Consider the following 22,844-nt stretch of genomic DNA (forward strand, 5'->3'; position numbering starts at 1 on the left):
ACGGGGTCTTGTCCCCGGGACGGCGGGAGGTGGACCGTTCCCGGCGTGACTGATTTGCCGCTGCGGCACCCGGTGTACCGCACGGTGCTGGCCTTCGACGTCGAGGGTTCCACCGGGCGGAACAATCGTGGGAAAGCGTTTCTGCGGGAACAGGTGTTCCAGGTCGTCACGGCCGCGCTGCGGGCGTGGGGCATCGGGGAGCGGGACTGCGACGCGGTGGTCCACCGGGGTGACGGCGTGCTCGTGCTGGTCCACCCGATCGACCACGCGCCGAAGACGGTGCTGCTGGGGTGGGTCGTGCCGACCGTGCGGCGGTTGCTCGACGCGCACAACCGGCGGCGGCCGGAGGACGCGGTGCGGTTGCGGGCCGTGCTGCACGCGGGCGAGATCGCGCACGACCGGCACGGGACGTTCGGCGAGACGCTCGACGTGGCGTTCCGGCTGCTCGACGCGCCGGAGGTGAAGCGGGCGCTGCGGGAGACGGCCGCGCCGCTGGTGCTCGTGGTGAGCGACGACGTGCACCGGTCGGTGGTGCGGCACGGGTACGCGGGGATCACGTCGCGGGAGTTCCGGCGGGCGGTGGCCGTGGAGGTGGGTGGTTCGTGCTGGTCGGGGTGGTTGCACGAGCCGGGTGGGTCGCCGCTGCCGCGGCCTGCGGCCCCCGAGTCGATCGTCTCACGGGGGACCGACAGTGCCGTGGGTGATGGGGAGTGGGGAGTTGTCGGGGACGTGTGGCTGGGTGGCGAGGTGACCTTCGCGGGTGGCGAGGCGGCGTTTGCGGGTGGCGAGGCGGCGTTTGCGGGTGGCGGCGCGACGCTCGCGGGTGGCGAGGTGACCTTCGCGGGTGGCGGCGCGACGGTCGCGGGTGGTGGGGCGGCGTTCGCGGGTGGTGGGGCTCCCGGGGCCGACGGGGTGGGGGCGGCCCCGGGAGGTGTGGTCACGTTTCCTTCGGTGGGGTCACCTTCTTGACGTACAGGAGGCGGTCGCCGGCTTCCACCGCGTCCGCTTCCGGGGCGTCCACGCGGTAGAGGGTGCCGGCGCGGACCACGCCCAGCACTATGTCCGGCAGGTGGCGGGGGGAGCCGCCGATCTCGGACGGTTCCACGTCGCGTTCGGCGATCGAGAGGCCCGCGTCGGGGGTGAGCAGGTCCTCGACCATGTCCACCACGGACGGGGTCGCGGTGGCCATGCCCAGCAGGCGGCCGGCCGTCTCGCTGGACACCACCACCGAGTCGGCGCCCGACTGGCGCAGCAGGTGCTCGTTCTCGCGTTCCCGCACCGACGCCACGATCTGGGCCTTCGGGGCCAGTTCGCGGGCGGTCAGGGTGACCAGGACGGCCGTGTCGTCGCGGTTCGCCGCCACGACCACCGCCCGGGCGCGGGGGACGCCGGCCACGCGCAGCACGTCGTTGCTGGTGCCGGTGCCGTGGACGGTCACCAGGCCGATGGCCGACGCCGCGTCCAGGGCCTCCTGGGTCGTGTCGACGACGACGATCGACCCGGGCTCGATGCCGTCACCGAGCAGGGCGCTGACCGCGGAGCGGCCCTTCGTCCCGTAGCCGATGACGACGACGTGGTCGCGCACCTTGGTCCTCCACTTCTGGATGCGCAGCGCCTGCCGCGAGCGTTCCGTGAGCACTTCGAGGGTCGTGCCGACCAGGACGATCAGGAACAGCACCCGCAGCGGGGTGATGACCAGGACGTTCACCAGCCGCGCGGACGAGCTGGCGGGGGTGATGTCGCCGTAGCCGGTGGTCGAGAGCGACACGGTGGCGTAGTAGAAGGCGTCGAGGAAGGACAGGCCGTCCTCGTTGACGTCGCGGTAGCCGTCGCGGTCGAGGTAGACGATGAGCACGGCGGCGAGCAGGGCCGCCATCGCCCCGACCACCCGCTTCGCGATCGCCCGCGCCGGGCTCTGCACGACGTCGGGCATCCTGATCACGCCGACGAGCGAGTGGCCGGGTCGTTCGGCCAGCGGCTGGCTCGCGTGGAACCGGCGGATCATGACAGCCTCTCCGGGAGCAGCCGCCACAGGCGGGCCGCGGCCTCCGCGCCCCGGAGCAGCTGGGGCACGACGACGCGCTCGTTGGGCGCGTGGATCCGATCATCCGGCAAGGTCGCCCCGAGGTACACGACCGGCACGCCGATGCGCTGGTGCAGCAGCGCCGCGGGGCCGCTGCCGCCGGTGCGGCTGTACCGGACGGGCTGGTCGAACGCGGCCTCGACCGCTTCGCGCAGCGCGCCGACCGCCGGGTGGGTGACGTCCACGGCGTAGGGCGGCGCGCCGTCGCCGGCGGGCAGGACCTGGGCGTGCAGGCCGGCGGGGGTGTGCTCGGCGACGAACTCGCGCAGCGCCGCCGCGACCCGTCGCGGGTCCTGGTCGGGGACGAGCCGGAAGGACAGCTTGATCCGCGCCTCGGCGGGCACGATCGTCTTCAGGCCGGGTCCGCCGTAGCCGCTGTGGATGCCGTTGACCTCGGCGGTCGGCCGGACCCACACCCGTTCGAGGGTGGACCAGCCGTCCTCGCCGGCCAGCGCCCGCGCGCCGCCGGAGTTGGCGAGCCACACGTCCTCGTCGAACGGCAGGGCGGCGTAGTCGGCGCGTTCGGCGGCGGTGGGTTCGACGACGTCGGCGTAGAAGTCGCGCAGCGCCACCCGGCCCTCGTCGTCGTGCAGCGCGGCGACGAGCCGGGCCGCTGCGGTCGCCGGGTTGGGCACGCTGCCGCCGGCGCGGCCGGAGTGCACGTCGGACGCGCCGCCGGTGATGACGACCTCCGCCCCGTACACGCCGCGCTGGCCGGTGCAGATGGTGGGCGCGTCGCGCGCGTAGATCGGTGTGTCGCTGAACACGACCAGGTCGCACGCGAGTTCCGCGCGGTGGTCGTCGAGCAGGCGCAGCAGGTTGGGCGAGCCGGACTCCTCCTCGCCCTCCACGAACAGCTTCAGCGTCACCGACGGGTGGTCCGCGCCGAGGGCCGCGACGTGCGCCTTGACGCCGAGCAGGTGCATCGCGACCTGGCCCTTGTCGTCGCTGGCCCCGCGCCCGAACAGCTCCTCGCCGACCACGGTCGCCTCGAACGGCGGGTGCTCCCACTGCTCGACCGGGTCGACCGGCTGCACGTCGTGGTGGCCGTAGACCAGGACCGTCGGCGCGTCCGGGTCGGCGGCCGGCCAGCAGGCGTACACGGCGGGCAGCGCCGGGCCGGTGTCCCAGACGCGCACGTCCGGCCAGCCGTCGCGGCGCAGGGTGTCGGCGAGCCAGTGCGCGGATCTGCCCACGTCGCCGTGGTGCGCCGGGTCCGCGCCGATCGACGGGATCGTGACCCACTCGCGCAGGTCCGCGAGGAAGTCCTCGGCGAGCGCGGCCACCGCCGCGCGCTCGGGATGTTCCGGATTTTCGGGATCACCGCTCACGATGCGGGAGGATAACCCTGGGCGGGCCGGCGGGCGGGAGGCATGACAGGGTGGGCGGCATGGAACCCACTCGTTCCCGTTCGCGGTCGGCCCTCGCCCTGGCCGCGCTCCTCGGCGCCGCGGGGGTCACGCACTTCGCCAAGCCGAAGCCCTACGACGCGATCGTGCCGCGTTCCCTGCCCGGCAAGCCCCGGACCTGGACCTACGCGTCCGGTGTCGCGGAGGTGGCGCTGGCGGCGGCGGTCGCGGCCCCGCGCACGCGGCGGTTGGGCGGGCTGCTCGCGGCGGGCTTCTTCGCCGCCGTGTTCCCGGCCAACGTGAAGATGGCCTACGACTACCGGACGAAGTCGCCCAAGGCGCGGGCGATCGCTTACGGGCGGCTGCCGCTCCAGGTGCCGCTGGTCCTGTGGGCGCTGCGGGTCCGTCGCGACGCGCCCTGATCACTCTCGGCGTCGGGTTCGACACCCTGAGCGCCCGAGGACTGTCATTGAAACCGCAACCAGCCCTAGGATGCCCGAGTGCAACCGCTCCTCCACCCTGCCGCGTCGGCACTCGGTTGGCGCGGCATCGTCGTACCCGACGTCGCCGTGCTGGGACACCAGGTGTCGGCGGTCGTGCGGGTCCGTGCCGACGTGCACGAGTGGCGCACCGCGAACGGCTGGCCGCCCCAGGCGGACCCGTCGTGGTTCCGGTCCTGGTTCGAGCCGGCCGCGCACGACCGGCTGCCGGTGCCCGCGGTGGAACTGGTCGGCGTCCTGGTGGGTGAGTCGACGGTGGACCGCGCGCTCCAGTCGTGCGGGACGCTGATGACCCTCGCGCCGTGCTCGGTGGTGCTGCCCGCGCCGCAGGGGTCGCAGTCGTGGCCGCTGATCGAGCTGGACTACTACGGCATCGGCGTCGTCGCGGTGGACGAGGCGGGCGCGGCGGAGCTGCTGGTGCCGCCGGAGGACCGGTCGACCGAGTTCGGGCCGTCGCTGTTCGGGCGGTGGCTGCTGGAGGTCCTCTACGACCGGGTGCTCAAGGAAGTGCCCGCGCACGCCCGCGTCAACAGCTAGCCGGGCACCTCGCGGATCAGGTCGCGCAGGCCGTCCGCGTCGAGCAGGTCCGCCGGGCGCAGGGTGTGGTCGTGCCGCACGTAGTGGAACGCGGCCCGCACCTTCTCCACCGGCGTCTTCTTCAACGCCGCCCACGCCAGCCGGTAGGCGGCGAGCTGCACGGACAGCGCGGGCAGGCGCTCCTCGTCGGGCACCGCGCCGGTCTTCCAGTCCACGACGGTCCAGCCGCCGTCGGGGTCGGCGAACACGGCGTCCATCCGGCCGCGCACGGACAGCCCGTCGATCTCGGTCTCGAACGGCACCTCGACGTCGTACGGGGTGCGCTCGGCCCACGCGCTGGCCAGGAACGCCTCCTGGAGGCGCTTGAGCTCGGTGTCGGGCGCGGCGCCCTCGTCGGCCGCGCCGGGCAACTCGTCCAGGTCGAGCAGGCGGCTCGCGCCGAACCGCTGTTCCAGCCAGGTGTGGAAGGCCGTGCCGCGGCGGGCCATCGGGTTGGGCGGGAACGGCAGCGGGCGGCGCAGGCGGCGGGCGAGCAGGTCGGGGTCGGCGGCCAGTTCGACCAGCTGGCTGACCGACAGGTGGTCGGGCAGCACGACCCGTTCGCGCCGGTCCGCGGCGGCGGCCCGTTCGGCGAGCAGCACGTCGACGTCGCGCGCCCAGCCCTCGGGGTCGGGGTCCTCGGGTTCGGGCACTTCTGGTTCGGGCAGTGCGGGTTCGGGCGGCTCGGGTTCTGCGAGGTCTTCCGGCTCGGGTGGTTCGTCGTAGTCGTCCGGTTCAGGCGGGAGGTCGTAGTCATCCGGTTCGGGCGGCAGGGGTTCTTCCGGCGCCAGGACCAGCGGCAGTTCGGTCTGCTCGGGGGTCTGCTCGGCGAGGTGCCGTTCGAGGGCGTCCAAGACCATCCGCGCGCCCTCGGCCACGGCTTCGCGGCGCTTGCCCAGGGGGTCGGCGGGCCAGCGGGAGCTCTTGACCTCGGACGCGAGCGGGTTCGGCTCGTCGTCGGCGGGCGGCGGGGACCAGTGGGCGATGTCGGCGGGCGGGTGGTCGGCGGCCAGCACGGCCTCGCGCAGCTCGACCAGGAACGCCGACGGCCCCTTCGGCTTGTCACCGGTCTCGGCCCACCAGTGGCCGGACACCAGCAGGCTGTGCTCGGCGCGGGTCAGCGCCACGTAGAGCAGGCGGCGCTCCTCGACCAGGCGGCGGGTCTCGAAGTCGTCGGCGTGCCGGTCGAGCGCCTCCTCGACCTCCTTGCGGTTCGCGCCCGGCGGGATGCGCAGCGTCGGCAGGTCCTGGGCGTCGCCGCGCAGCTCGGCGGGCAGCTCCGCGACGGCCTTGAGCCAGCACGACGACTTCTTGCGGCCGGGGAAGACGTCCTTGACCACGTGCGGCAGGGCGACGATGTGCCACTCCAGGCCCTTCGCGGAGTGCATGGTCAGCACCTGCACGCGGTTGGCGGCGACCTCGACCTCGCCGGGTTCCAGGCCGTCCTCGGCGTGCTCGGCGGTGTAGAGGTAGTCCAGCAGGGCGGGCAGCGTCGCGGACGGGCTGGCCGCCGCGAAGTCCGCGACGACGTCGGCGAACGCGTCGAGGTGGGCGCGGCCGACGCCGCCGGGCCGGGCCATCGCCTCGATGTCGAGCAGGAGGGTGCGTTCGACGTCGGCGACGAGTTCGGGCAGCGGCTGGTCCAGGCGGCGGCGCAGCGCCGACAGCTCCGCGCCCAGCCGGCGGATGCGGCGGTAGCCCTCGGCGGAGTAGGTGGTGGGGTCGCCGGGGTCGTCCAGCGCGTCGGCGAGGCCGGCCTGTTCGGCGTGCTCACCGGGCAGGGCGTCGGCGAGGACGGCGAGCGGGTCGTCCACGACGGACTGGCGGCTGGGTGACCCGGCGAGGTCGCGGGCGCGGGACCAGAGCGCGGCGAGATCCTTGGCGGCGACCCGCCAGCGCGACCCGGTGAGCAGGCGGGCGGCGGCCGTGCCGGCGAGCGGGTCGACCAGCACGCGCAGGGCGCTGACCAGGTCGCGGACCTCGGGTTCGTCCAGCAGCCCGCCGAGTCCGACGACCTCGACCGGCAGGCCGCGCTCGCGCAGGGCGGCGGCGATCGGGGCCATGTCGGCGCGGCGGCGGACCAGGACGGCGGCGGTGGGCGGCTCGTCGCTCTCGTCCAGGTGCGCCTCCCACTGGGCGGCGACCGTGTCGGCCATCCAGTCCAGCTCGGCGCGGACGGTGTCGAACAGGGCGATGCGGACGTCACCGGGTCCCGCGCCGGGGCGGGCGCGCAGCTCGTCCACGTCGAGGCCGGAGGCGCGCAGGGGCGCGGAGACGGCGTTGGCCAGGGCGAGGACTTCCGGCGGGTTGCGGAAGCTGGTGAGCAGGCCGTACTCGCGGGCGGGCGGGAAGTCCTGGACGAACCGGGGCAGGTTGGCCGCCGACGCGCCGCGCCACCCGTAGATCGCCTGGGCCGGGTCGCCGACGGAGGTGACGGCCATGGGTTCGCCCCGGCCGAACAGGGCGCGCAGCAGGACGCGCTGGGCGTGACCGGTGTCCTGGTACTCGTCCAGGAGGACCGCGCCGTAGCGCTCGCGCTCGCCCTGCGCGACCTCCGGGTACTGGTCGGCGAGGCGGGCGGCGAGGGACATCTGGTCGGCGAAGTCCATCGCGGCTTCCCGGCGCTTGCGGGCCTGGTAGGCGTCCAGGAGCGGGAGGAGGTTGACGCGCAGGCGTTGGGCGTTGACGACGTCCTTGAGCTTCTCGGGCAGGCCGTCGCGCTGGCGGGCGGTCTTGGGGGCGTTCTCGATGATCGCGGTGAACTTCTCGGCGTGCGCGCGGAGGGCTTGCGGCTCGACGAGGTGTTCGCCGAGTTCGCCGGCGAGGGCGAGCAGGTAGCCGGTGACGGTGGGCGGGACCTTGTCGGTGTCGATGTCCTCGGCCCAGGTGGAGACGACGCGGTGGGCGAGCTGCCAGGAGGCGGTCTCGGTCAGGAGGCGGACGCCGGGTTCGACGGGCAGGCGCAGGCCGTGCTCGCCGACCAGGCGGCCGGCGTAGGCGTGGTAGGTGAGGATGACCGGTTCGGCGGTGAGGACGGCGGCCCGGCGCTCGCCGCCGGGGTCGAGGCGGTCGAGGAGGGGGGAGCCGCCGAGTCGGCGGAGGCGGGCGCGGACGCGGTCGGAGAGCTGGCGGGCGGCCTTGCGGGTGAAGGTGAGGCCGAGGACGCGGTCGGGGGTGACGAAGCCGTTGGCGACGAGGTAGACGACGCGGGCGGCCATGGTCTCGGTCTTGCCGGCGCCCGCGCCCGCGACGACCAGGGCGGGGGCGGTGGGGGCGGCGATGACGGCGGCCTGCTCGGGGGTGGGCTTGGGCAGGCCGAGCGCTTCGGCGACCTCGAACGGGCTGGCGAGCTGTACCCGCCCGTCCGCCCGCTGCTCACCTGGTGCCGCCACCCCTGCATTCTCCGACTCCGGTCGGACGAATCTTCGGCGACCCGCAGTAGTGGGGGTGGAGGGGTGGGTGGGGTGATGTCGGTTACGCGTGTCCGTGGCCTCCGGCCCCCGAGTCGATCATCTCACGGGGTACCGACATTTCCGGGTTGAGGCCGGGCTGGGACGTGGGTCGGAGGCGCGAGGCGTGGGGGGCCGGCTGGGCGGGGGGCGCGACTCGGGCGGGGCCGGATGGGCGGGGGCGCGACTCGGGACGGGCGGGAGTCGCGAGGCGAGCGGGTCCGGGCGGGAGCGCGGGGCGGGCCGGGCGCAGGCGGGCCGGGCGGGCCGGGCGCGGGCGGGCGCGGGCGGGCGCGGGCGGGCCGCGGAGATTGGCGGCGGGGGCGGTGAGTGCGGGGGGGCAGGGTCGGAGTGGGCGCGGGTGGGCCGGGTGCGCGGGTGGGTGGGGGCGTGGCGGGGTTATTGGCTTACTTGGCGGCCTGAGGGGTGGATTGGGCAGGTTGTTCGGGCTGGGCAGCGGTCGCAGTCCGGGTTTTCGGTGGCTGTGTAGGTGGGTCCCACGCTGGAGCCTGCTGCTGCCTGCACCGCTTCCAACCACACTCGGACGCCCTGCTCGTCCAGTGGGGCCTGTTCCAGTTCGGTGGCACCCGTCTTCTTGTTCTCCTTGGCCACGTAGAGCAGGCGGGCGCCGCCCGGGTCCGTGCCCAGGCCCAGGTGGGTGAAGCCGCCCAGTGAGGACGCCAATTGGTAGACGGCCAGCTGCGGGTGTTGGCGGGCCTCCTCCTTCGTCACCGGGGACTTGCTGGTCTTCAGGTCGATCACCACGGGACGGCCCTCGCGGTCGGTTTCCAGGCGGTCTACTCGGCCCTTCACGCGCAGCCACGGGCCGCCGTCCTGCTTCGGGACCTCCACGTTGATCTCGTGTTCCACCGCCACCTGGGTCAGCTGGTCGCGGCTGGAGGCCAGCCAGGACAGGAAGGTGTCCAGCATCTTCTCCACGCGCAGGCGTTCTCGGCGGGAGAACCACGGGGCTCCGGCGTCCACCGCCGACCACGCTTCCGCGAGCTTGGCGCGCAGCTCCTTCTCGTTGGCACCGGTCGCCGCCGCCTGGGCCAGGGCGTGGACCAGGGTGCCCGTCACGGACGCCAGTTCCGCCGGGTCCTGGCCGCCGTGGCGTTCCACCACCCAGCGGAGGGGGCACTTGGACAGGACCTCCACCGTGGACGGGGACACGCTCACCGTGTGCTCCTCCGTCCACAGTGGATCGGCGGTGGTCACCTCCGCCAAGCCGTACCAGGAGTCCGGGTGTGCGCCCGGGACGCCGGCCGCCGCCAGGCGGGCCAGTTGGGCCGCGGCACGGGTTCTGCGGTCCTCGGGCTCGTCGTCGGAGCACACCACCCGGCGCAGTTCGCCCACCAGCTCGGCCAGCACGAGACCGCGTTCGGGGGTGTAGGTGGGCCGCTCGGGCTGGTCGGTGGACAGCTCCTCCAGCTCGTCCAGGAACCGCGACGGCTGCTCGTCCTCACCCCGCACGGCGCTGACCAGCAGGGTTCGCCTGGCGCGGCTCACGGCCACCAGGAGCAGGCGGCGCTCCTCGGCCAGGAGCGGCGCGATGGCGGAGACCTCCTCGCCCACGCCGGTCAGGGTGTCCACCATCCGTTCCACGCCCAGCAGCGAGCCGCGCAGGCGGAGGTCGGGCCAGCTGCCCTCCTGCACGCCCGGGACGGCGACGACGGTCCACTCGCGGCCCGCCGACGCGTGCGCGGTCAGGACCGTCACCGCCTCGCCCACCGGGGCCGATGCGGCGAGCGTGTCGCCGACGATCTCCTGGGACGCCAGGTAGTCCGCGAAACCCTCGGCACCCGCACCCGGCAGGCGGTCCACGTACTTGGCCGCCGCCTCGAACAGGCCGACGATCGCGTCCAGGTCGCGGTCGGCCTGCATGCCGGACGTGCCGTGACGGCCGGATTGCGCTACCCAGCGGTTCTCCAAGCCGGTGGTCTGCCACAGGTCCCACAGCACCTGCTCGACGCTGTTGCCGTCGGCGATGCCCTTGCGCGCCTTGCGCAACAGCCCGGCGACGCGCCGTGCGGGCATGGCCTCGGCGTCTTCCAGAGCGGCCAGACGGTCGCCGGATTCGATGACCTCCACCAGCAGCTCGCCGCTGGGGCGGTCGCCGCCCGCGGCCATCTCCAAGCGGCGCAGGCCGCGGCGCAAGCGACGCAGGGCCAACGGGTCCGCGCCGCCCAGGGGGGACGCCAGGAGCATGGCCGCGGTGTCCTCGTCCAACGTGCCGGGGACCGCGGCGCACCGGAGCAGGGCCAGGAACGGCGCGACGGCCGGTTGTTGCGCCAACGGCAACTCGTCGGTCGGCACCGCCACCGGCACGCCCGCCGCCAGCAACGCCCGTTGCAGCACCGGCAGCGACCGGCTGGTGGACCGTGCCACCACCGCCATCCCCGACCACGGCACCCCGTCGATCAGGTGCGCCCGCCGCAGCTGGTCGGCCACCCAGCTCGCCTCCTGCGCGCCGGACGCGAACAGCCGCACCTGCACGTGCCCCGACCCCTCGGCCGGCAGCACGTCCCGGGTCGGCGACGCGCCGGGCAGCCGCGCGGACAGCCGCCGCACCGCGTCCCGGATCTCCGGCGCCATCCGGTGGCTCCGCCGCAGCACGACGGTCGGCCAGTCGGAATCGGCCAGCAGCACCGGGTCCGCCCCGCGGAAGGAGAACACGGCCTGGTCCGGGTCACCGGTCAGCACGAACTCCTCCGCCGCCGCCCCCAGCCGCGACACGAACTCGAACTGCAGCGGGTCGAGGTGCTGCGCGTCGTCCACCAGCAGGTGCCGGACCCGCCGCTGCTCGGCCGGCAGCACGTCCGGTTCGGTGTCGAACGCCAGCAGCGCGCTGCCGACCAGCTCCGCCGCGTCGTAGGACGCCGCCAGCCCCTGCCCCGCCCCGGCCAGCAGCCCGACCTGCTCGTACTGCGCCGCGAACAGCCCGGCGGCCACCCACTCGTCCCGCCCCTGCGCCCGCCCCAGTTCGACCAGGTCCTCCGGGGCCAACCCCCGCTCGGTGGCGCGCAGCAGCAGGTCGCGCAGCTCGTGGGCGAACCCGGGCAGCGCCAGCGCCGGCCGCAGCCGCTCCGGCCACTTCCGCGCGCCCATGCTCACGTCGCCGGCCAGCAGCTCGCGCACCACCGCGTCCTGCTCCGGACCGGACAGCAGGCGCGGTGTCGGCTCCCCCGCCCGCACGGCCTGCGCGCGCAGCACCGCGTACGCGTAGGAGTGGACCGTCCGGACCAGCGGTTCCTGCGTGGTCGGCAGCACCTCGCCCTCGGCGCGGCTGGTGAGCAGGCGCGTGATGTGGGCGCGCAGGGACACCGCCGCCCGCCGGTTCGGCGTGAGCACCAGGATCCGCTCCGGGTGCACCCCGCCGCGCCGCACCCGGTCGGCCACCACCTCGGCGAGCAGCTCGGTCTTGCCCGTGCCGGGGCCGCCGAGCACCCGCAGCGGCCCGCCGGCGTGGTCGAACACGGCGCGCGCGGGCGCGTCCCAGTGGCGCTCGGGGCGGTCTTCCCGCACCCGGCGCACCAGCAACGGAGCCCGGTTCACTGCCATGTGCCGATGGAACCACGCCCCACCGACAATCCCGGCACCACCCAGCGGTTGCGGTTGACGATCGCGCTCACCGCGGTGTCACGGCGATGGCCTTGGTCACGGTCGCGCCAGGCCGCGCCGACACTTCACGAGGGTCGTGGCCGGCCGCACGGGCCGAGTGGAATCCTTGGCCGGGTGGATGAAGAGCTGCACGAGTTGGTCCGCGAGGTGGTGCGGTCGATCCCCCGCGGACGCGTGGCCACCTACGGCGACGTCGCCGACCTGTCCCGCGCCCCGTCGCCACGGCTGGTCGGCCAGGTCCTGAACCAGGACGGGCACGACCTGCCGTGGCACCGGGTGCTGCGGGCCAACGGCACGTGCGCGCCGCACATCGCCGACGAGCAGTTGCAACTGCTCCGCGAGGAGGGCGTGGTGGCCGACAACGGGAAGGTCAACCTGCGCACGTACCGCTGGGAAGAGGCCGTCAAGGAGAAGGAGGAGGAGCCGCCGGGCCTGTGGTGACCCGCGCGGCGACCCGCTCGACCTCGGCGGCGACGTCGGGGTCGCGGGTCAGCGCGGCGGCCAGCCGCAGTTCCGGCAGCGCCTCCGCGGGCCGGCTCCGCCGGGTCAGCGTGCGACCCAGCAGCAGGCGCGCGTAACCGTCGGACGGGTCGAGGTCGACCAGCGTGCGCAGCACGGCCTCGGCCCGCCCCAGCGCGGCGGACTGGAAGTGCGCCAGCGCCAGCTCGGTCAGCACGGTGCGGTCGGTCGGGGCGTGCTCGGCGGCCTCGGCCAGGAACCGCGCGGCGCCGCTCGGGTCGCCGGCTGCCCGGAACTCGCGGCCCTTGGCCAGCAGCTCGCGGACGTCGGACATGTCAGACCTCCTCGTCCGCCGGGCTCACGTGCGGCACGTGGGTCCGGCCCAGTCGCCCGGCCTGGAAGTCCTCGATCGCGTCGAGGATCTCCCGCCGGGTGTTCATCACGAACGGCCCGTACCGGGCCACCGGCTCGTTCAGCGGCAGACCGCCCAGGACCAGCACGTCCCAGGTCGTGTCGGCCCGCATGGTCAGCGCCGACCCGCCGCCGAACACGGCCAGCCGCCCCTCTTCCAGCGGACGCCGCTCCGCCCCGACGGTCCCCCGCCCGGACAGCACGTAGACCAGGGCGTTGAACTCCTCCGGCCACGGCAGCGCCAGCCGGGCGCCCGCGCTCAGGGTCGCGTGCAGGTAGGTGATCGGCGTGTAGGTCATGCCCGGTCCGCGGTAGCCCGCCACGTCCCCGGCGATCACCCGCACCAGCGCGCCACCGTCGTCGCTGGAGAGCAGCACGGCGTCACGCGCCTTGATGTCCTGGTAGCGCGGCGGGGTCCACTTGGCCGCCTTGGGCAGGTTCACCCACAGCTGCACGCCGTGGAACAGGCCGCCCTTGGCCACCATGTCCTGCGGCGGCAGTTCGCTGTGCAGGACGCCGCTGCCGGCGGTCATCCACTGCGTGGCCCCGTCGGTGATCAACCCGCCGCCACCGGCGGAGTCCTGGTGCTCGAACGCCCCGTCGATCATGTAGGTGACCGTCTCGAACCCGCGGTGCGGGTGCCACGGCGCGCCCTTGGCCTCACCGGGCCCGTACTCGACCGCACCCATGTGGTCGAGCAGCAGGAACGGGTCGGCCAGCGCGAGGTCCACGCCGGGGAACGGCCGCCGGACCTGGAAGCCCTCCCCTTCGAGGAACTCCCGCGCCTGCACCACCTTGCGCACCGGCCGCCAGCCGGTGGCCGCCTCGGGCAGTTCCGGCAGCCTGGGCAGGGTCAGGGTGTCCGCGGTGACGGCGGGCATCGCTGCCTCCTTCGACGGGGACCTCCAGGATGCGGGGGTCGCTCGACCCGCACAACCTGGTTGAAGGCTCAACTATTCCCTCGACCGGCTGCGGTCAGCCGATGAGGCGGTCCCAGAAGAACCAGGCCCCGGCGAAGGCCCCGCCGCCGGTCAAGAAGGCCATCGGCAGCGAATGCATGCCGGCGTGGAACAGCCAGCCGGCAGCGAGCGCCGTCAGTAGCGAGAGCAGTAGCACCAGCGCGGTACGCACGCTGAAGTGCGGCTTCTCCCGGTCGTTGTCGCACATGGCGTTTGCTCCTCGGGTGTGGTTTCGCGGTAGTCCTAGACCTGAGGACGGCTCGTCACCCCCTGTGACGAAGATTGTTGGGGGAGACCGGCGGGGACATGCCTATGACTAGGGCGTGACCACCCGGGAACCTTCGCAGCCCTCGCCCACGGGAGAGCGCATGACTGAAACCGGTTCGCCTGACCTGCCAGAGGTCGGCGAGCAGGTCGACACCGGGCTGATGTTGTCGGACGGCGAGATCGAAGAGGTCGTCGCCGAGGCGATCACCACCGAGGTGGTGGCGGAGGCCGAACGCGATCTCCTGGGCTCGTCGGCGGCCGGCACGTCCGACGCCGAGCGGAGGCAGCGCCTCGAAGCGGACCGACGCATGGTGGAGATGTTGCGATCCACGGGCTTCACGGGCCGCCAGTTCGAGATGGCGACTCGCCGCCTGATGGGCGACTTGATGGCGTACGCCCATCCTGTTCTCCGTTCGATGTTGACGAAGGGCACGATCTTCTCCAAGGCGTTCCGGTTCAGACACCCGATCGCGAAGGACGCCAAGGACGCGACAGCGCGGTGGACAGCCGAAGAACGCGACGAGGCGATCGACGACGCCATGGTCGTGGGCAGCAAGTTCTTCCTCGACTACGGCATCAAAGCCGGCAAGTGGGACCACCGGCGTGGCGCGGCCTTGACGACCTACTTCGTCGGGGCGTGCATCTGCGGCTTCATCAAGGTCTGCAACGAGCGTTGGAAGATCCAACAGTTGGAACGGGCGTTCGTCGAGTCCGCTCCCCACCGCGAGACCGAGCACGGGGTGTACGAGGACCTCGTGCACGCGATCCCCGCCCGAGGTGTGGAGGGGCGGGATCCGGCCGAGGTGGTGGCGGCCAGGGACGAGGCGACGAGGACGCTCGCCAAGATCAAGAGCTCTCAGGTGCGCGAGGCACTGCTGCTCCAGGCCGATGGGATGACCCAGGCCGAAGCCGCCACCGCCGTCGGGCTGACGCGCAAGGGCTTGGAACGTCGCTTGGCTTATCAGCGGTCAAAACTGCGGCCACCGACGAAGACCGACAACACCGAGGACGAGGGGTAGGGGGTACGACTATGAACATCAACGACACCCATTACGCCGCCCCACAGGAAGGCACGGACGGCGAGGCGGAGTTCGCGGAGCAGTTCGAAGAACTGCTGGCGAAGTCCAGCCTCGGCGCGGCCAACGCGCGCGCTGTCCGGGAGCTGACACCGACGTCCAAGGTCGGGGAACTGCTGGACATCGTCGAGAACGCCGATGCCGACCACAAACCCGGCAGGCGCGGAGACGCGGACAAGGCGCTGCTCACACTCGTTCGCACCGTTGCCACCGGCTTCCCCGGTGCCGAAGTGAACCCCGACAGCCCCGCCGAGTCGGACACACCCGTAGTGGACTCCCACCCACCGGGCGTCTCGACGACCGCGGCGGCCGATGCGGCGGTCATGCACCAGTCGGAGCGTCCTCGGGGAAAGTCGGTGTGGTCACTCGGCGCGGTGACTTCCTGGGGGATGTTGCTCCGCTTGGCCGAAGCGGACGTCTTCCGCTACGTCCGTCGTGACATCGCACGCCTTGTGCTCGAAGCCGCGCTCAAGACGACAGCCCCACCGGAACTGGCGAGACTGACCAACGGCGCCATTGAATCGAGCCGGCTCGCTGACGAACTGGTGGAGGCACTCCTGTACCGCGAGGGGGTGCCGACGGACTCCGGTTCACATCCCGGATCCAACCCGGAGCTGGACGACTTGATCGTTGAGGGTTCGACCATGGCGTCTTCGCCTTCCGGGCCGCTGGTCGAGGAGTTCACTGCCGAATCCGGCCGGACCGATCCACCGGAGCCGTGCAGAGCCCAATTCCTGCTCATGCGCCTCGAAGCACCTGTAGAGATGCGAGACGAGTTCGACCGGGCTCGAACGATCAGACAGAACCGCCTCGATGAATTGGCCAGGGAAATCGCGCGGTTCATCCGCCATGCGATCGACGTCGCCACCGCCGCCCCCGGGACACCCGTCCGCGGAGACGACGCCGGGGCCGAACCAGGCGGAGTCGACCTGGCCAGCGCCCTCATACTCGCATCCTTGTACGAAGGACCGAAGAACACGCAGGCACTGCAATACACGATCCGCGCACACCTTGGCCTATCGGAGTTCACGGAGGCCGAACTGAAAGAACGCGTGCGGATGCTGTATCGCCGGCGACTCATCAGCAAGGCCGGAAGACCGGCGGTCAACTCACCTTCACCCATGTGTTTCCGGCTTACCGGAATGGGTGGTCACGCCTTCGCCGAGTGGCTTTCGCGACGACCGGATCGAGATCGCATCAAGCTGGTGTCACGGATCTTGAAATCACCTGCGTTCAGCCACGACCAGCGCGTGTTCAGGTTCATCTTCAGCGACGAGCACTCGCCTGACGACCGTTGCGCACAGAGGATCCGCACCTGGTTCAGCGTTCTCCTAACGCAGCAATCACCCGCACCCTGCTCCTGCGCACAACACCCGACCGAGGCATCGCGCAACGCGCCAGAGAAAGCCATGGGGGAAAGATGAACACGCTCGACCCGGGCGAGTGGGGATCTCCGAGGAAGCGACCTTCCCGCCACCTCCACCGAGCAAGCCGCTTCGGTCGCACGCGAACCGGAAACGGATCGCCTCGCCGCAGACCTCCGGCCAGGCGGTTAAGCTCGGACCAGTTGCGACGGACCAGCCGGCGCGCGTGAGGCCGAACAGTCGCAGCCAACCTTGACGAATCGCGCCACACCGGGCGGTCGACACGGGCAGTTGATCGAACCGAATCGCCAGAAACACCCGTGGCGGATCGAAACCTTCGCATTCGCGATCGGCCGGGGTCGCCTCAAGTGTCACACGTCGACACCAGAGGGGGCCTCGGCCGTGCTTGCACACCCGCGACACATCGCATCGCAACAGGCATAAAAAAGTGCGACACCCACCCGAAGCCGGATAGGTCCGATCAAGATATCACGTCACCCACCGAGAGAGTGAATCCGCGTAGATTCCAATCCGAATGGCATGATTTGCCATGCGGGCTACGAGGAGCGACATCGCCCAGTCGCGCGGCCTATGCGACGTCCTCCAGGCAGCGGGCCTGGTAGTAGCGCAGCAGGACCGCCTCGACCACCCTCAGGTGCGCACCGATCGGGGCCGCCACCACCGCCGCGCCCGACGACGCCACCGCCCGGTGGAACAGGCCCGGCGCGAGCAGCCAGGACGCCACCGCCACCCGGCCCGGCGTCGATGCGACCACGTCCGAAATGTGGGGAGACGCGGTGGCCGCGTACCCGATGCGCACCGGTCCGCCCACCCGGCGCGACAACGCCTGGGCCACCTTCCCGACCTCGGCCAGCGCCCGCGGGTCCGACGAGCCCGCCGCCGCCAGCACCACCGCGTCGCCGGGCTCCCAGCCGGCCTCCTCCAGCCGCGCCACCAGGGCCGGCACCAGGGCCGGGCCGATGGGCGCGGTGACCGTCACGTCCCCCTGACCCGACGCCTCGACCTGCGCCGGGATGTCCACCCGCACGTGGTAACCCGCCGCCAGGAACGCCGGCACCACCACCGCCGGACCGTGCACCGAACCCAGCACGGCGGTCACGTCGGGCTGCCGCACGTCCGCGTAAGCCACCCGCACCGGCACGCCGCCCAACCGCGCCCGCACCAGCGCGGCGATCTCCTCCACGACCACGGCGCCGGCCGGGTCACGGGTGCCATGCGCCACCAGGACCAACGTCATACCGCGACTCCAGCGGGGTCCATGGCCAAGCGGTAGCCGCGCTTCACGACCGTCGCCACCATCCGGGGCTCGCCCAACGCCGTCCGCAACCGGCCGATCGCCGTCTCCACCGCGTGCTCCTCACCGCCGCTGGGCAGCGCCGCCAACAACTCGCGCCTCGACACGACCCGTCCGCGCGCGGCGGCCAGGACGCGCAGCACCGCCATCGGCGCGGGCGCGACCGGGCGCAGTTCGCCGTCCACCACGACCGCCTGCCCGCGCAGCTCGATGTCCCGCCCGGCGATGCGCAGGCGGGTCGCCCGCGCGGGCAGGGCCAGGGTCAGCTCCCGGGCCAGCGCGCCGATCCGCGCCCGCGCCGGCTGGACCACGGGCACCCCCGCCGCGACCAGCGGACCGGCCGTGATCGAACCGACGCCCACCACCAGCACGTCCGACCGCAGAGCGCCCACCAGGTCCTTGTAGCGCCCCGAAGCCGAAGCCACCTTCAGCACGTTCGCCGCCGCCGGCGCGCTGGTGAACGTCAGCGCGTCCACCTGGCGGGCCAGGACGGCGTCCACCAGGCGGTCCAGCGGGGCGGTGTCCACCGGGCCCGTCCACCGGTACACCGACACCGGCACGACCTCCGCGCCCGCCGCCTCCAGGGCGGACACGAAGTCGGGCAGCGGCTCGCCGTGCTGCTGCACCGCGATCCGCTTGCCCGAAACCCCCGACCGGATCAGGTGGTCGAGCAGCTCGGCGTTGCTCTCCCCCTCCGGCGACCACGCCTCCACCAGGCCCGCCGCCCGCACCGCGCCACGCGCCTTGGGGCCCCGCGCCATCACCCGCGCGCCCGCCAACCTCGTCAGCAGGCGCGCGGCCAGGCCCCAGCCCTCCGCCGCCTCGACCCAGCCCCGGAAACCGATGCCGGTGGTGGCCACCGCGATGTCCAGCGGCCGTTCCACCACCTCGCGGGTCGCGGCCAGCAGCTCCGCGTCGTCGGGCAGCGGCACGATCCGGATGGCGGGACCGTGCAGCACGGTCGCGCCCTTGCGCTCCAACAGAGCCGTCAGCTCGTCGGCCCGCCGGGCGGCGGTCACTCCGACCGTGTACCCGGCCAGCGGGGCGGCGTTCACGGCGACCCGACCTGGACGATGCCGTCGGCCACGCGGACCGGGTGGACGGGGACCGCCGTGGACGGGTCGTCCAGGCACTTGCCGGTGCTCAGCTCGAACGCCTGCTTGTAGACCGGCGACACCACCACGGGCACGCCGCCCCGGTCGCCGACGATGCCGCGCGCCAGCACCGCCGCGCCGCTGAACGGGTCGATGTTGCCCAGCGCGTGCACCTGGCCGTCGTGGGTCAGGAAGACGGCGACCTGGGTGCCGTCGGGCAGCAGGGCGGCCACGCCGCTCTCCGGCTGCAACGCGCTCAACTCGCACACGGGTGTCATCGGACGACCTCCGGAATCCCCAGCAGGACAGGAACCTTCTGACCGCGTTCCGCGCGGAAGGAAATCGTCGGGTCGGGCGTGCCGGGCGCGTTCACGAACGAGGTGAACCGGGCCAGCTTCTCCGGGTCCTCCAGCACGCCGCGCCACTCGTCGGCGTAGTTGTCCACGTGCTTGGCCATCGCGGCCTCCAGGTCGGCGCAGATGCCGAGGCTGTCGTCCACGATGACCGACTTCAGGTGGTCCAACCCGCCCTCCAGGCCCTCGATCCAGGTCGAGGTGCGCTGCAACCGGTCCGCCGTGCGGATGTAGAACATCAGGAACCGGTCGATGAGCTTGATCAGCGTCTCGGTGTCCACGTCGGAGGCGAGCAGGTCGGCGTGCCGCGGCGTGAACCCGCCGTTGCCGCCCACGTAGAGGTTCCAGCCCTTCTCCGTGGCGATGATGCCGAAGTCCTTGCCCCGGGCCTCCGCGCACTCGCGCGCGCAGCCGGACACCGCGGACTTGAGCTTGTGCGGCGACCGCAGGCCCCGGTAGCGCAGCTCCAGCTCGATCGCCAGGCCCACCGAGTCCTGCACGCCGTAGCGGCACCACGTGGTGCCCACGCACGACTTCACCGTCCGCAGCGCCTTGCCGTAGGCGTGGCCGGACTCGAACCCGGCGTCCACCAGCCGCTTCCAGATCTGCGGCAGCTGGTCGACGGTCGCGCCGAACAGGTCGATCCGCTGCCCGCCGGTGATCTTGGTGTAGAGGCCGAAGTCGCGGGCCACCTCGCCGATCACGATCAGCTTCTCCGGCGTGATCTCGCCGCCGGGGATGCGCGGCACCACCGAGTACGTGCCGTTGCGCTGCAGGTTGGCCAGGAAGCGGTCGTTGGTGTCCTGCAGGACCGCCTGCTCGCCCTCCAGCACGTGGCCGTTCTCCAGCGACGCCAGGATCGAGGCCACGGCGGGCTTGCACAGGTCGCAGCCCCGGCCGCCCTTGCCGTGCCGGGCGATCAGCTCGCTGAACGTCGTGATGCCGGTCACCCGCACGATCTCGAACAGCTCGGCGCGCGACTGCTCGAAGTGCTCGCACAGCGCCTTGGACTGCTCGACACCGCACTCCGACAGCAGCTTCTTCAACATCGGCACGCACGAGCCGCAGCCCGTGCCCGCCTTGGTGCACGCCTTGATCCCCGGCACGTCCACGGCCTCGCCGGAGTTCACCACGTCCACGATGTGCTGCTTGGTCACCGCGTGGCACGAGCACACCTGGGCGTCGTTGGGCAGCGACAGCTCCACGCCGCCCGCCGGCCCGATCAGCGCCGCCGGGTCGCCGGGCACCGGGCGGCCGACCAGCGGGCGCAGCACCGGGTACTTCGAGGCGTCGCCGACCAGGATGCCGCCCAGCAGCGTCTTCGCGTCGTCGGACACCACGACCTTGGCGTAGGTGCCCGCGACGGCGTCGTTGACCACGACCTCCAGCGCGCCCTCGGTCCGCGCGTGCGCGTCGCCGAACGACGCCACGTCCACGCCCAGCAGCTTCAACTTGGTCGACGTGTCGGCCCCGGGGAACTCAGCGGCGCCGCCGAGCAGCCGGTCCGCCACCACCTCGGCCATCGAGTAACCCGGCGCGACCAGGCCGTACACCACGCCGCCGATGTTGGCGCACTCGCCGATGGCGTAGATGTTCTCGTCGGAGGTCCGGCACGCGGAGTCCACGACGATGCCGCCGCGCTCCCCCACCGCCAGGTCGAACTCACGGGCCAACTGGTCGCGCGGCCGGATGCCCGCCGAGAACACGACGACGTCCAGGTCCAGCTCGGTCCCGTTGGACAGCTTGGCGATCAGCCGGTCGCCGTCGCGCTCGATGGCCGACGCCGACGTGCCGGTGTGCACGGTCAGGTCCAGCTTCTCCACCAGCCGGCGCAGCAGCCCGGCGCCGCCCTCGTCCACCTGCAACGGCATCAGGCGCGGACCGAGTTCGACCACGTGCGGGGAGATCCCCATGCCGCGCAACGCGTTCGCGGCTTCGAGACCGAGCAGACCGCCGCCCAGCACCATGCCCGCGTGCCGGCCGGACGAGTGCGCGCCCTCGACCGTCGCGCGGATCGCGTCCAGGTCCTCGATCGTCCGGTACACGTGGCAGCCGGGCAGGTCGCGGCCGGGCACCGGCGGCACGAACGGCACCGACCCGGTGGCCAGGACCAGCGCGTCGTAGGCCTGCGCGCGGCCGGACATGCTGCGCACGACCTTGTCGTCCCGGTCGATGTGCACGACCAGGTCGTTGAGGTTCAGCTCCACCAACGGGTCTTCGTGCGGCGCGAGGCTCAGCGTGCCCGCGTCCCAGGTGTCCACATAGGACGACAGCGCGACCCGGTCGTAGGCGGGACGCCCCTCCTCGGCGAACACGACGATCCGCCACTGGTCGGTGACGTCCTTCTCGCGCAGGGCCTGCACGAGACGGTGTCCGACCATGCCGTGACCGACGACAACCAGCGTTCGCGTCATGGGACCATTCCTTCCTCTTGCCCGGCTATGCTCACCGGGCACCGTGTCGTGACAAGGTCGCGAATGTTGCGCAGGTGTTAAAGCAGCCTCACGCCGCACTTCAGAGCGTCGTGCGCGTCACAACCCGCGCGTCACACGCCCGCGTAGGCGAGGCTGGGCACCCGCGCGAAGACGCGGCTGCGCAGGTAGAACCACCACGTCGTGGCCACGCACAGCGCGTAGAACACCAGGAACGCGGTCAGGGCGGGGGCCAGCGTCTTGCTGCCCTCCAGCGAGAACTTGAAGACCAGGTTGACCAGCACGCCGCCGAACGCCCCGATCGCGCCCGCGATGCCGACCACCGCCGCGGCCTGCCGCTTGGCCGACGCCGTGTCCTCCACCTGGGTGGCGAAGATGGCGGGGATCATCCGGTAGGTCGAGCCGTTGCCGATGCCCGCCAGCACGAACAGGGCGATGAACGAGCCGAAGAACAGCGGGAAGTTCTTGGTGCTCACGCTGGTCAGCACGCCCACGACGCCCACCGCCATGCCCAGGAACACCGCGAGCGTCACCTTCGCGCCGCCGAACCGGTCCGACAGCCACCCGCCGAACGGCCGGCTCACCGACCCGATCAGCGCGCCCAGGAACGCCAGCGCGACGAACCCCTTGTGCTCCACGAAACTGATCTTGATCAGCGACGGGAACGCGAACGAGAAGCCGATGAACGAGCCGAACGTGCCGATGTAGAGGAACGACATCACCCACGTGTGCTTGTTCGACATCGCCCTGCGGTAGGAGGTGCCGTCCGGCTTGGCCTGGGTGAGGCTGTCCATCAGGAACCACGCGCACGCGGTGGCCAGGACGATGAACGGCATCCAGAACAGCGCCGCGTAGGCCAGGTTCACGCCGGCGCCGATGCTGATCACGATCGGCACGACCAGCTGCACCATCGCGACGCCGAGGTTGCCGCCGGCGGCGTTGAGGCCCAGCGCCAGGCCCTTCTTGCCCTCCGGGTAGAAGAACGAGATGTTCGCCATGGAGGAGGAGAAGTTGCCGCCGCCGAAGCCCATCGCCGCCGAGGTGAGCAGGAAGAACCAGTAGGGCGTGCCGGGGTTGGTGACGGCGATGATCAGCATGGTGGTCGGGATCAGCAGCAGGCTCGCGCTGACCGTGGTCCACGCCCGGCCGCCGAACTTCGGCACCGCGAACGTGTAGGGGATGCGCAGCACCGCGCCGACCAGGTTGGGCACGATCAGCAGCCAGAACGTCTGGCCGACGCTGAAGGAGAACCCGACCGAGCCCAGGCTCACCACGACGATGCTCATCAGGCTCCACACCGTGAAGCCCAGGTTCTCCGCGAGGATCGAGAAGACCAGGTTGCGCCGCGCGACCCGCTTGCCGGTGCGCTCCCAGAACTCCGCGTTCTCCGGCTCCCAGTCCTCGATCCACCGTCCGCGTCGTTTCGCCTGCGGGGCAAGGGTTTCGGTCTCAACCACCGTGCTCATTGCGGCCTCCCAAGCTCGTGATGCGCAGACCGTAGGAACGGCCCGTTACCTCGGCGTGCGATGAGGTGTC

The 22,844-nt window shown here is 72.4% G+C and carries 18 protein-coding genes; 6 read left to right on the forward strand and 12 right to left on the reverse strand.

Annotated elements, in window-relative coordinates:
- Positions 1-45: 45 nt before the first annotated feature.
- On the forward strand, positions 46-969 hold the full coding sequence (locus tag ABD126_RS04890; RefSeq protein ID WP_343932409.1) for a hypothetical protein: 924 nt from the start codon (positions 46-48) through the stop codon (positions 967-969).
- Here the strand turns inward: ABD126_RS04890 and ABD126_RS04895 are convergent.
- Together ABD126_RS04895 and ABD126_RS04900 are read right to left on the reverse strand one after the other, a co-directional pair.
- Entirely contained in the window at positions 938-2,005 is a 1,068-nt protein-coding gene (locus ABD126_RS04895) for a potassium channel family protein (RefSeq protein ID WP_343932410.1), read from the reverse strand. The genes ABD126_RS04890 and ABD126_RS04895 overlap by 32 nt on opposite strands.
- Positions 2,002-3,414 (reverse strand): M20/M25/M40 family metallo-hydrolase, encoded by a 1,413-nt coding sequence (locus tag ABD126_RS04900; RefSeq protein ID WP_343932411.1) that lies wholly within the window; start codon positions 3,412-3,414, stop codon positions 2,002-2,004. Before ABD126_RS04900 ends, ABD126_RS04895 begins: the two co-directional genes overlap by 4 nt.
- Before the next feature lie 59 nt (positions 3,415-3,473).
- Here ABD126_RS04900 and ABD126_RS04905 point away from each other — a divergent pair, with 59 nt between their 5' ends.
- On the forward strand, positions 3,474-3,854 hold the full coding sequence (locus ABD126_RS04905; RefSeq protein WP_343932412.1) for a DoxX family protein: 381 nt from the start codon (positions 3,474-3,476) through the stop codon (positions 3,852-3,854).
- 78 nt (positions 3,855-3,932) lie between these two features.
- Positions 3,933-4,469, forward strand: a complete 537-nt coding sequence (locus tag ABD126_RS04910) for a hypothetical protein (RefSeq protein ID WP_343932413.1) — start codon at positions 3,933-3,935, stop codon at positions 4,467-4,469.
- Here ABD126_RS04910 and ABD126_RS04915 read toward each other — a convergent pair.
- A complete protein-coding gene (locus ABD126_RS04915) occupies positions 4,466-7,900 on the reverse strand; it encodes an ATP-dependent helicase (protein WP_343932414.1) in 3,435 nt (1,144 codons plus the stop codon). The two genes, ABD126_RS04910 and ABD126_RS04915, sit on opposite strands and share 4 nt — an antisense overlap.
- Positions 7,901-8,356: 456 nt before the next feature.
- Positions 8,357-11,518 (reverse strand): ATP-dependent helicase, encoded by a 3,162-nt coding sequence (locus tag ABD126_RS04920; protein WP_343932415.1) that lies wholly within the window; start codon positions 11,516-11,518, stop codon positions 8,357-8,359.
- A gap of 174 nt (positions 11,519-11,692) precedes the next feature.
- Between ABD126_RS04920 and ABD126_RS04925 the strand changes: the two genes are divergently transcribed.
- Entirely contained in the window at positions 11,693-12,019 is a 327-nt protein-coding gene (locus ABD126_RS04925; RefSeq protein ID WP_121222825.1) for an MGMT family protein, read from the forward strand.
- On the opposite strand, the gene ABD126_RS04930 is transcribed toward ABD126_RS04925, so the two are convergent.
- From ABD126_RS04930 to ABD126_RS04940, 3 genes are all read right to left on the reverse strand, one after another.
- Entirely contained in the window at positions 11,982-12,371 is a 390-nt protein-coding gene (locus tag ABD126_RS04930; protein WP_343932416.1) for a tetratricopeptide repeat protein, read from the reverse strand. The genes ABD126_RS04925 and ABD126_RS04930 overlap by 38 nt on opposite strands.
- Position 12,372: 1 nt before the next feature.
- The gene (locus ABD126_RS04935) at positions 12,373-13,329 is read right to left on the reverse strand and encodes a pirin family protein (RefSeq protein ID WP_343932417.1); all 957 of its coding nucleotides are present in this window, start codon (positions 13,327-13,329) and stop codon (positions 12,373-12,375) included.
- Between the two features lie 94 nt (positions 13,330-13,423).
- A complete protein-coding gene (locus tag ABD126_RS04940) occupies positions 13,424-13,615 on the reverse strand; it encodes a hypothetical protein (RefSeq protein WP_343932418.1) in 192 nt (63 codons plus the stop codon).
- Positions 13,616-13,775: 160 nt separating this feature from the next.
- On the opposite strand from ABD126_RS04940, the gene ABD126_RS04945 reads away from it, so the two are divergent.
- A complete protein-coding gene (locus tag ABD126_RS04945) occupies positions 13,776-14,693 on the forward strand; it encodes an ECF-type sigma factor family protein (RefSeq protein WP_343932419.1) in 918 nt (305 codons plus the stop codon).
- Between the two features lie 11 nt (positions 14,694-14,704).
- Positions 14,705-16,174: a hypothetical protein gene (locus tag ABD126_RS04950; protein ID WP_343932420.1), complete on the forward strand. Its 1,470-nt coding sequence runs from the start codon at positions 14,705-14,707 to the stop codon at positions 16,172-16,174.
- Positions 16,175-16,703: 529 nt separating this feature from the next.
- Here the strand turns inward: ABD126_RS04950 and ABD126_RS04955 are convergent.
- The 5 genes from ABD126_RS04955 to ABD126_RS04975 all read right to left on the reverse strand — a co-directional run bounded on the left by ABD126_RS04955 (position 16,704) and on the right by ABD126_RS04975 (position 22,774).
- Positions 16,704-17,372: a sirohydrochlorin chelatase gene (locus tag ABD126_RS04955; RefSeq protein ID WP_343932421.1), complete on the reverse strand. Its 669-nt coding sequence runs from the start codon at positions 17,370-17,372 to the stop codon at positions 16,704-16,706.
- A complete protein-coding gene (locus tag ABD126_RS04960; RefSeq protein ID WP_343932422.1) occupies positions 17,369-18,484 on the reverse strand; it encodes a uroporphyrinogen-III synthase in 1,116 nt (371 codons plus the stop codon). The genes ABD126_RS04955 and ABD126_RS04960 overlap by 4 nt, the downstream gene beginning before the upstream one ends.
- Positions 18,481-18,801 carry a nitrite reductase small subunit NirD gene (gene nirD, locus ABD126_RS04965; RefSeq protein WP_309116780.1) on the reverse strand — a complete coding sequence of 107 codons (321 nt, stop codon included), beginning with the start codon at positions 18,799-18,801 and terminating at the stop codon, positions 18,481-18,483. The genes ABD126_RS04960 and nirD overlap by 4 nt, the downstream gene beginning before the upstream one ends.
- Positions 18,798-21,290: a nitrite reductase large subunit NirB gene (gene nirB / locus ABD126_RS04970; RefSeq protein WP_343932423.1), complete on the reverse strand. Its 2,493-nt coding sequence runs from the start codon at positions 21,288-21,290 to the stop codon at positions 18,798-18,800. Before nirB ends, nirD begins: the two co-directional genes overlap by 4 nt.
- Before the next feature lie 131 nt (positions 21,291-21,421).
- A complete protein-coding gene (locus ABD126_RS04975) occupies positions 21,422-22,774 on the reverse strand; it encodes an MFS transporter (RefSeq protein ID WP_343932424.1) in 1,353 nt (450 codons plus the stop codon).
- Between the last annotated feature and the right edge of the window lie 70 nt (positions 22,775-22,844).

The sequence above is a fragment of the Saccharothrix mutabilis subsp. mutabilis genome, from assembly GCF_039521145.1.
Lineage (GTDB): Bacteria > Actinomycetota > Actinomycetes > Mycobacteriales > Pseudonocardiaceae > Actinosynnema > Actinosynnema mutabilis.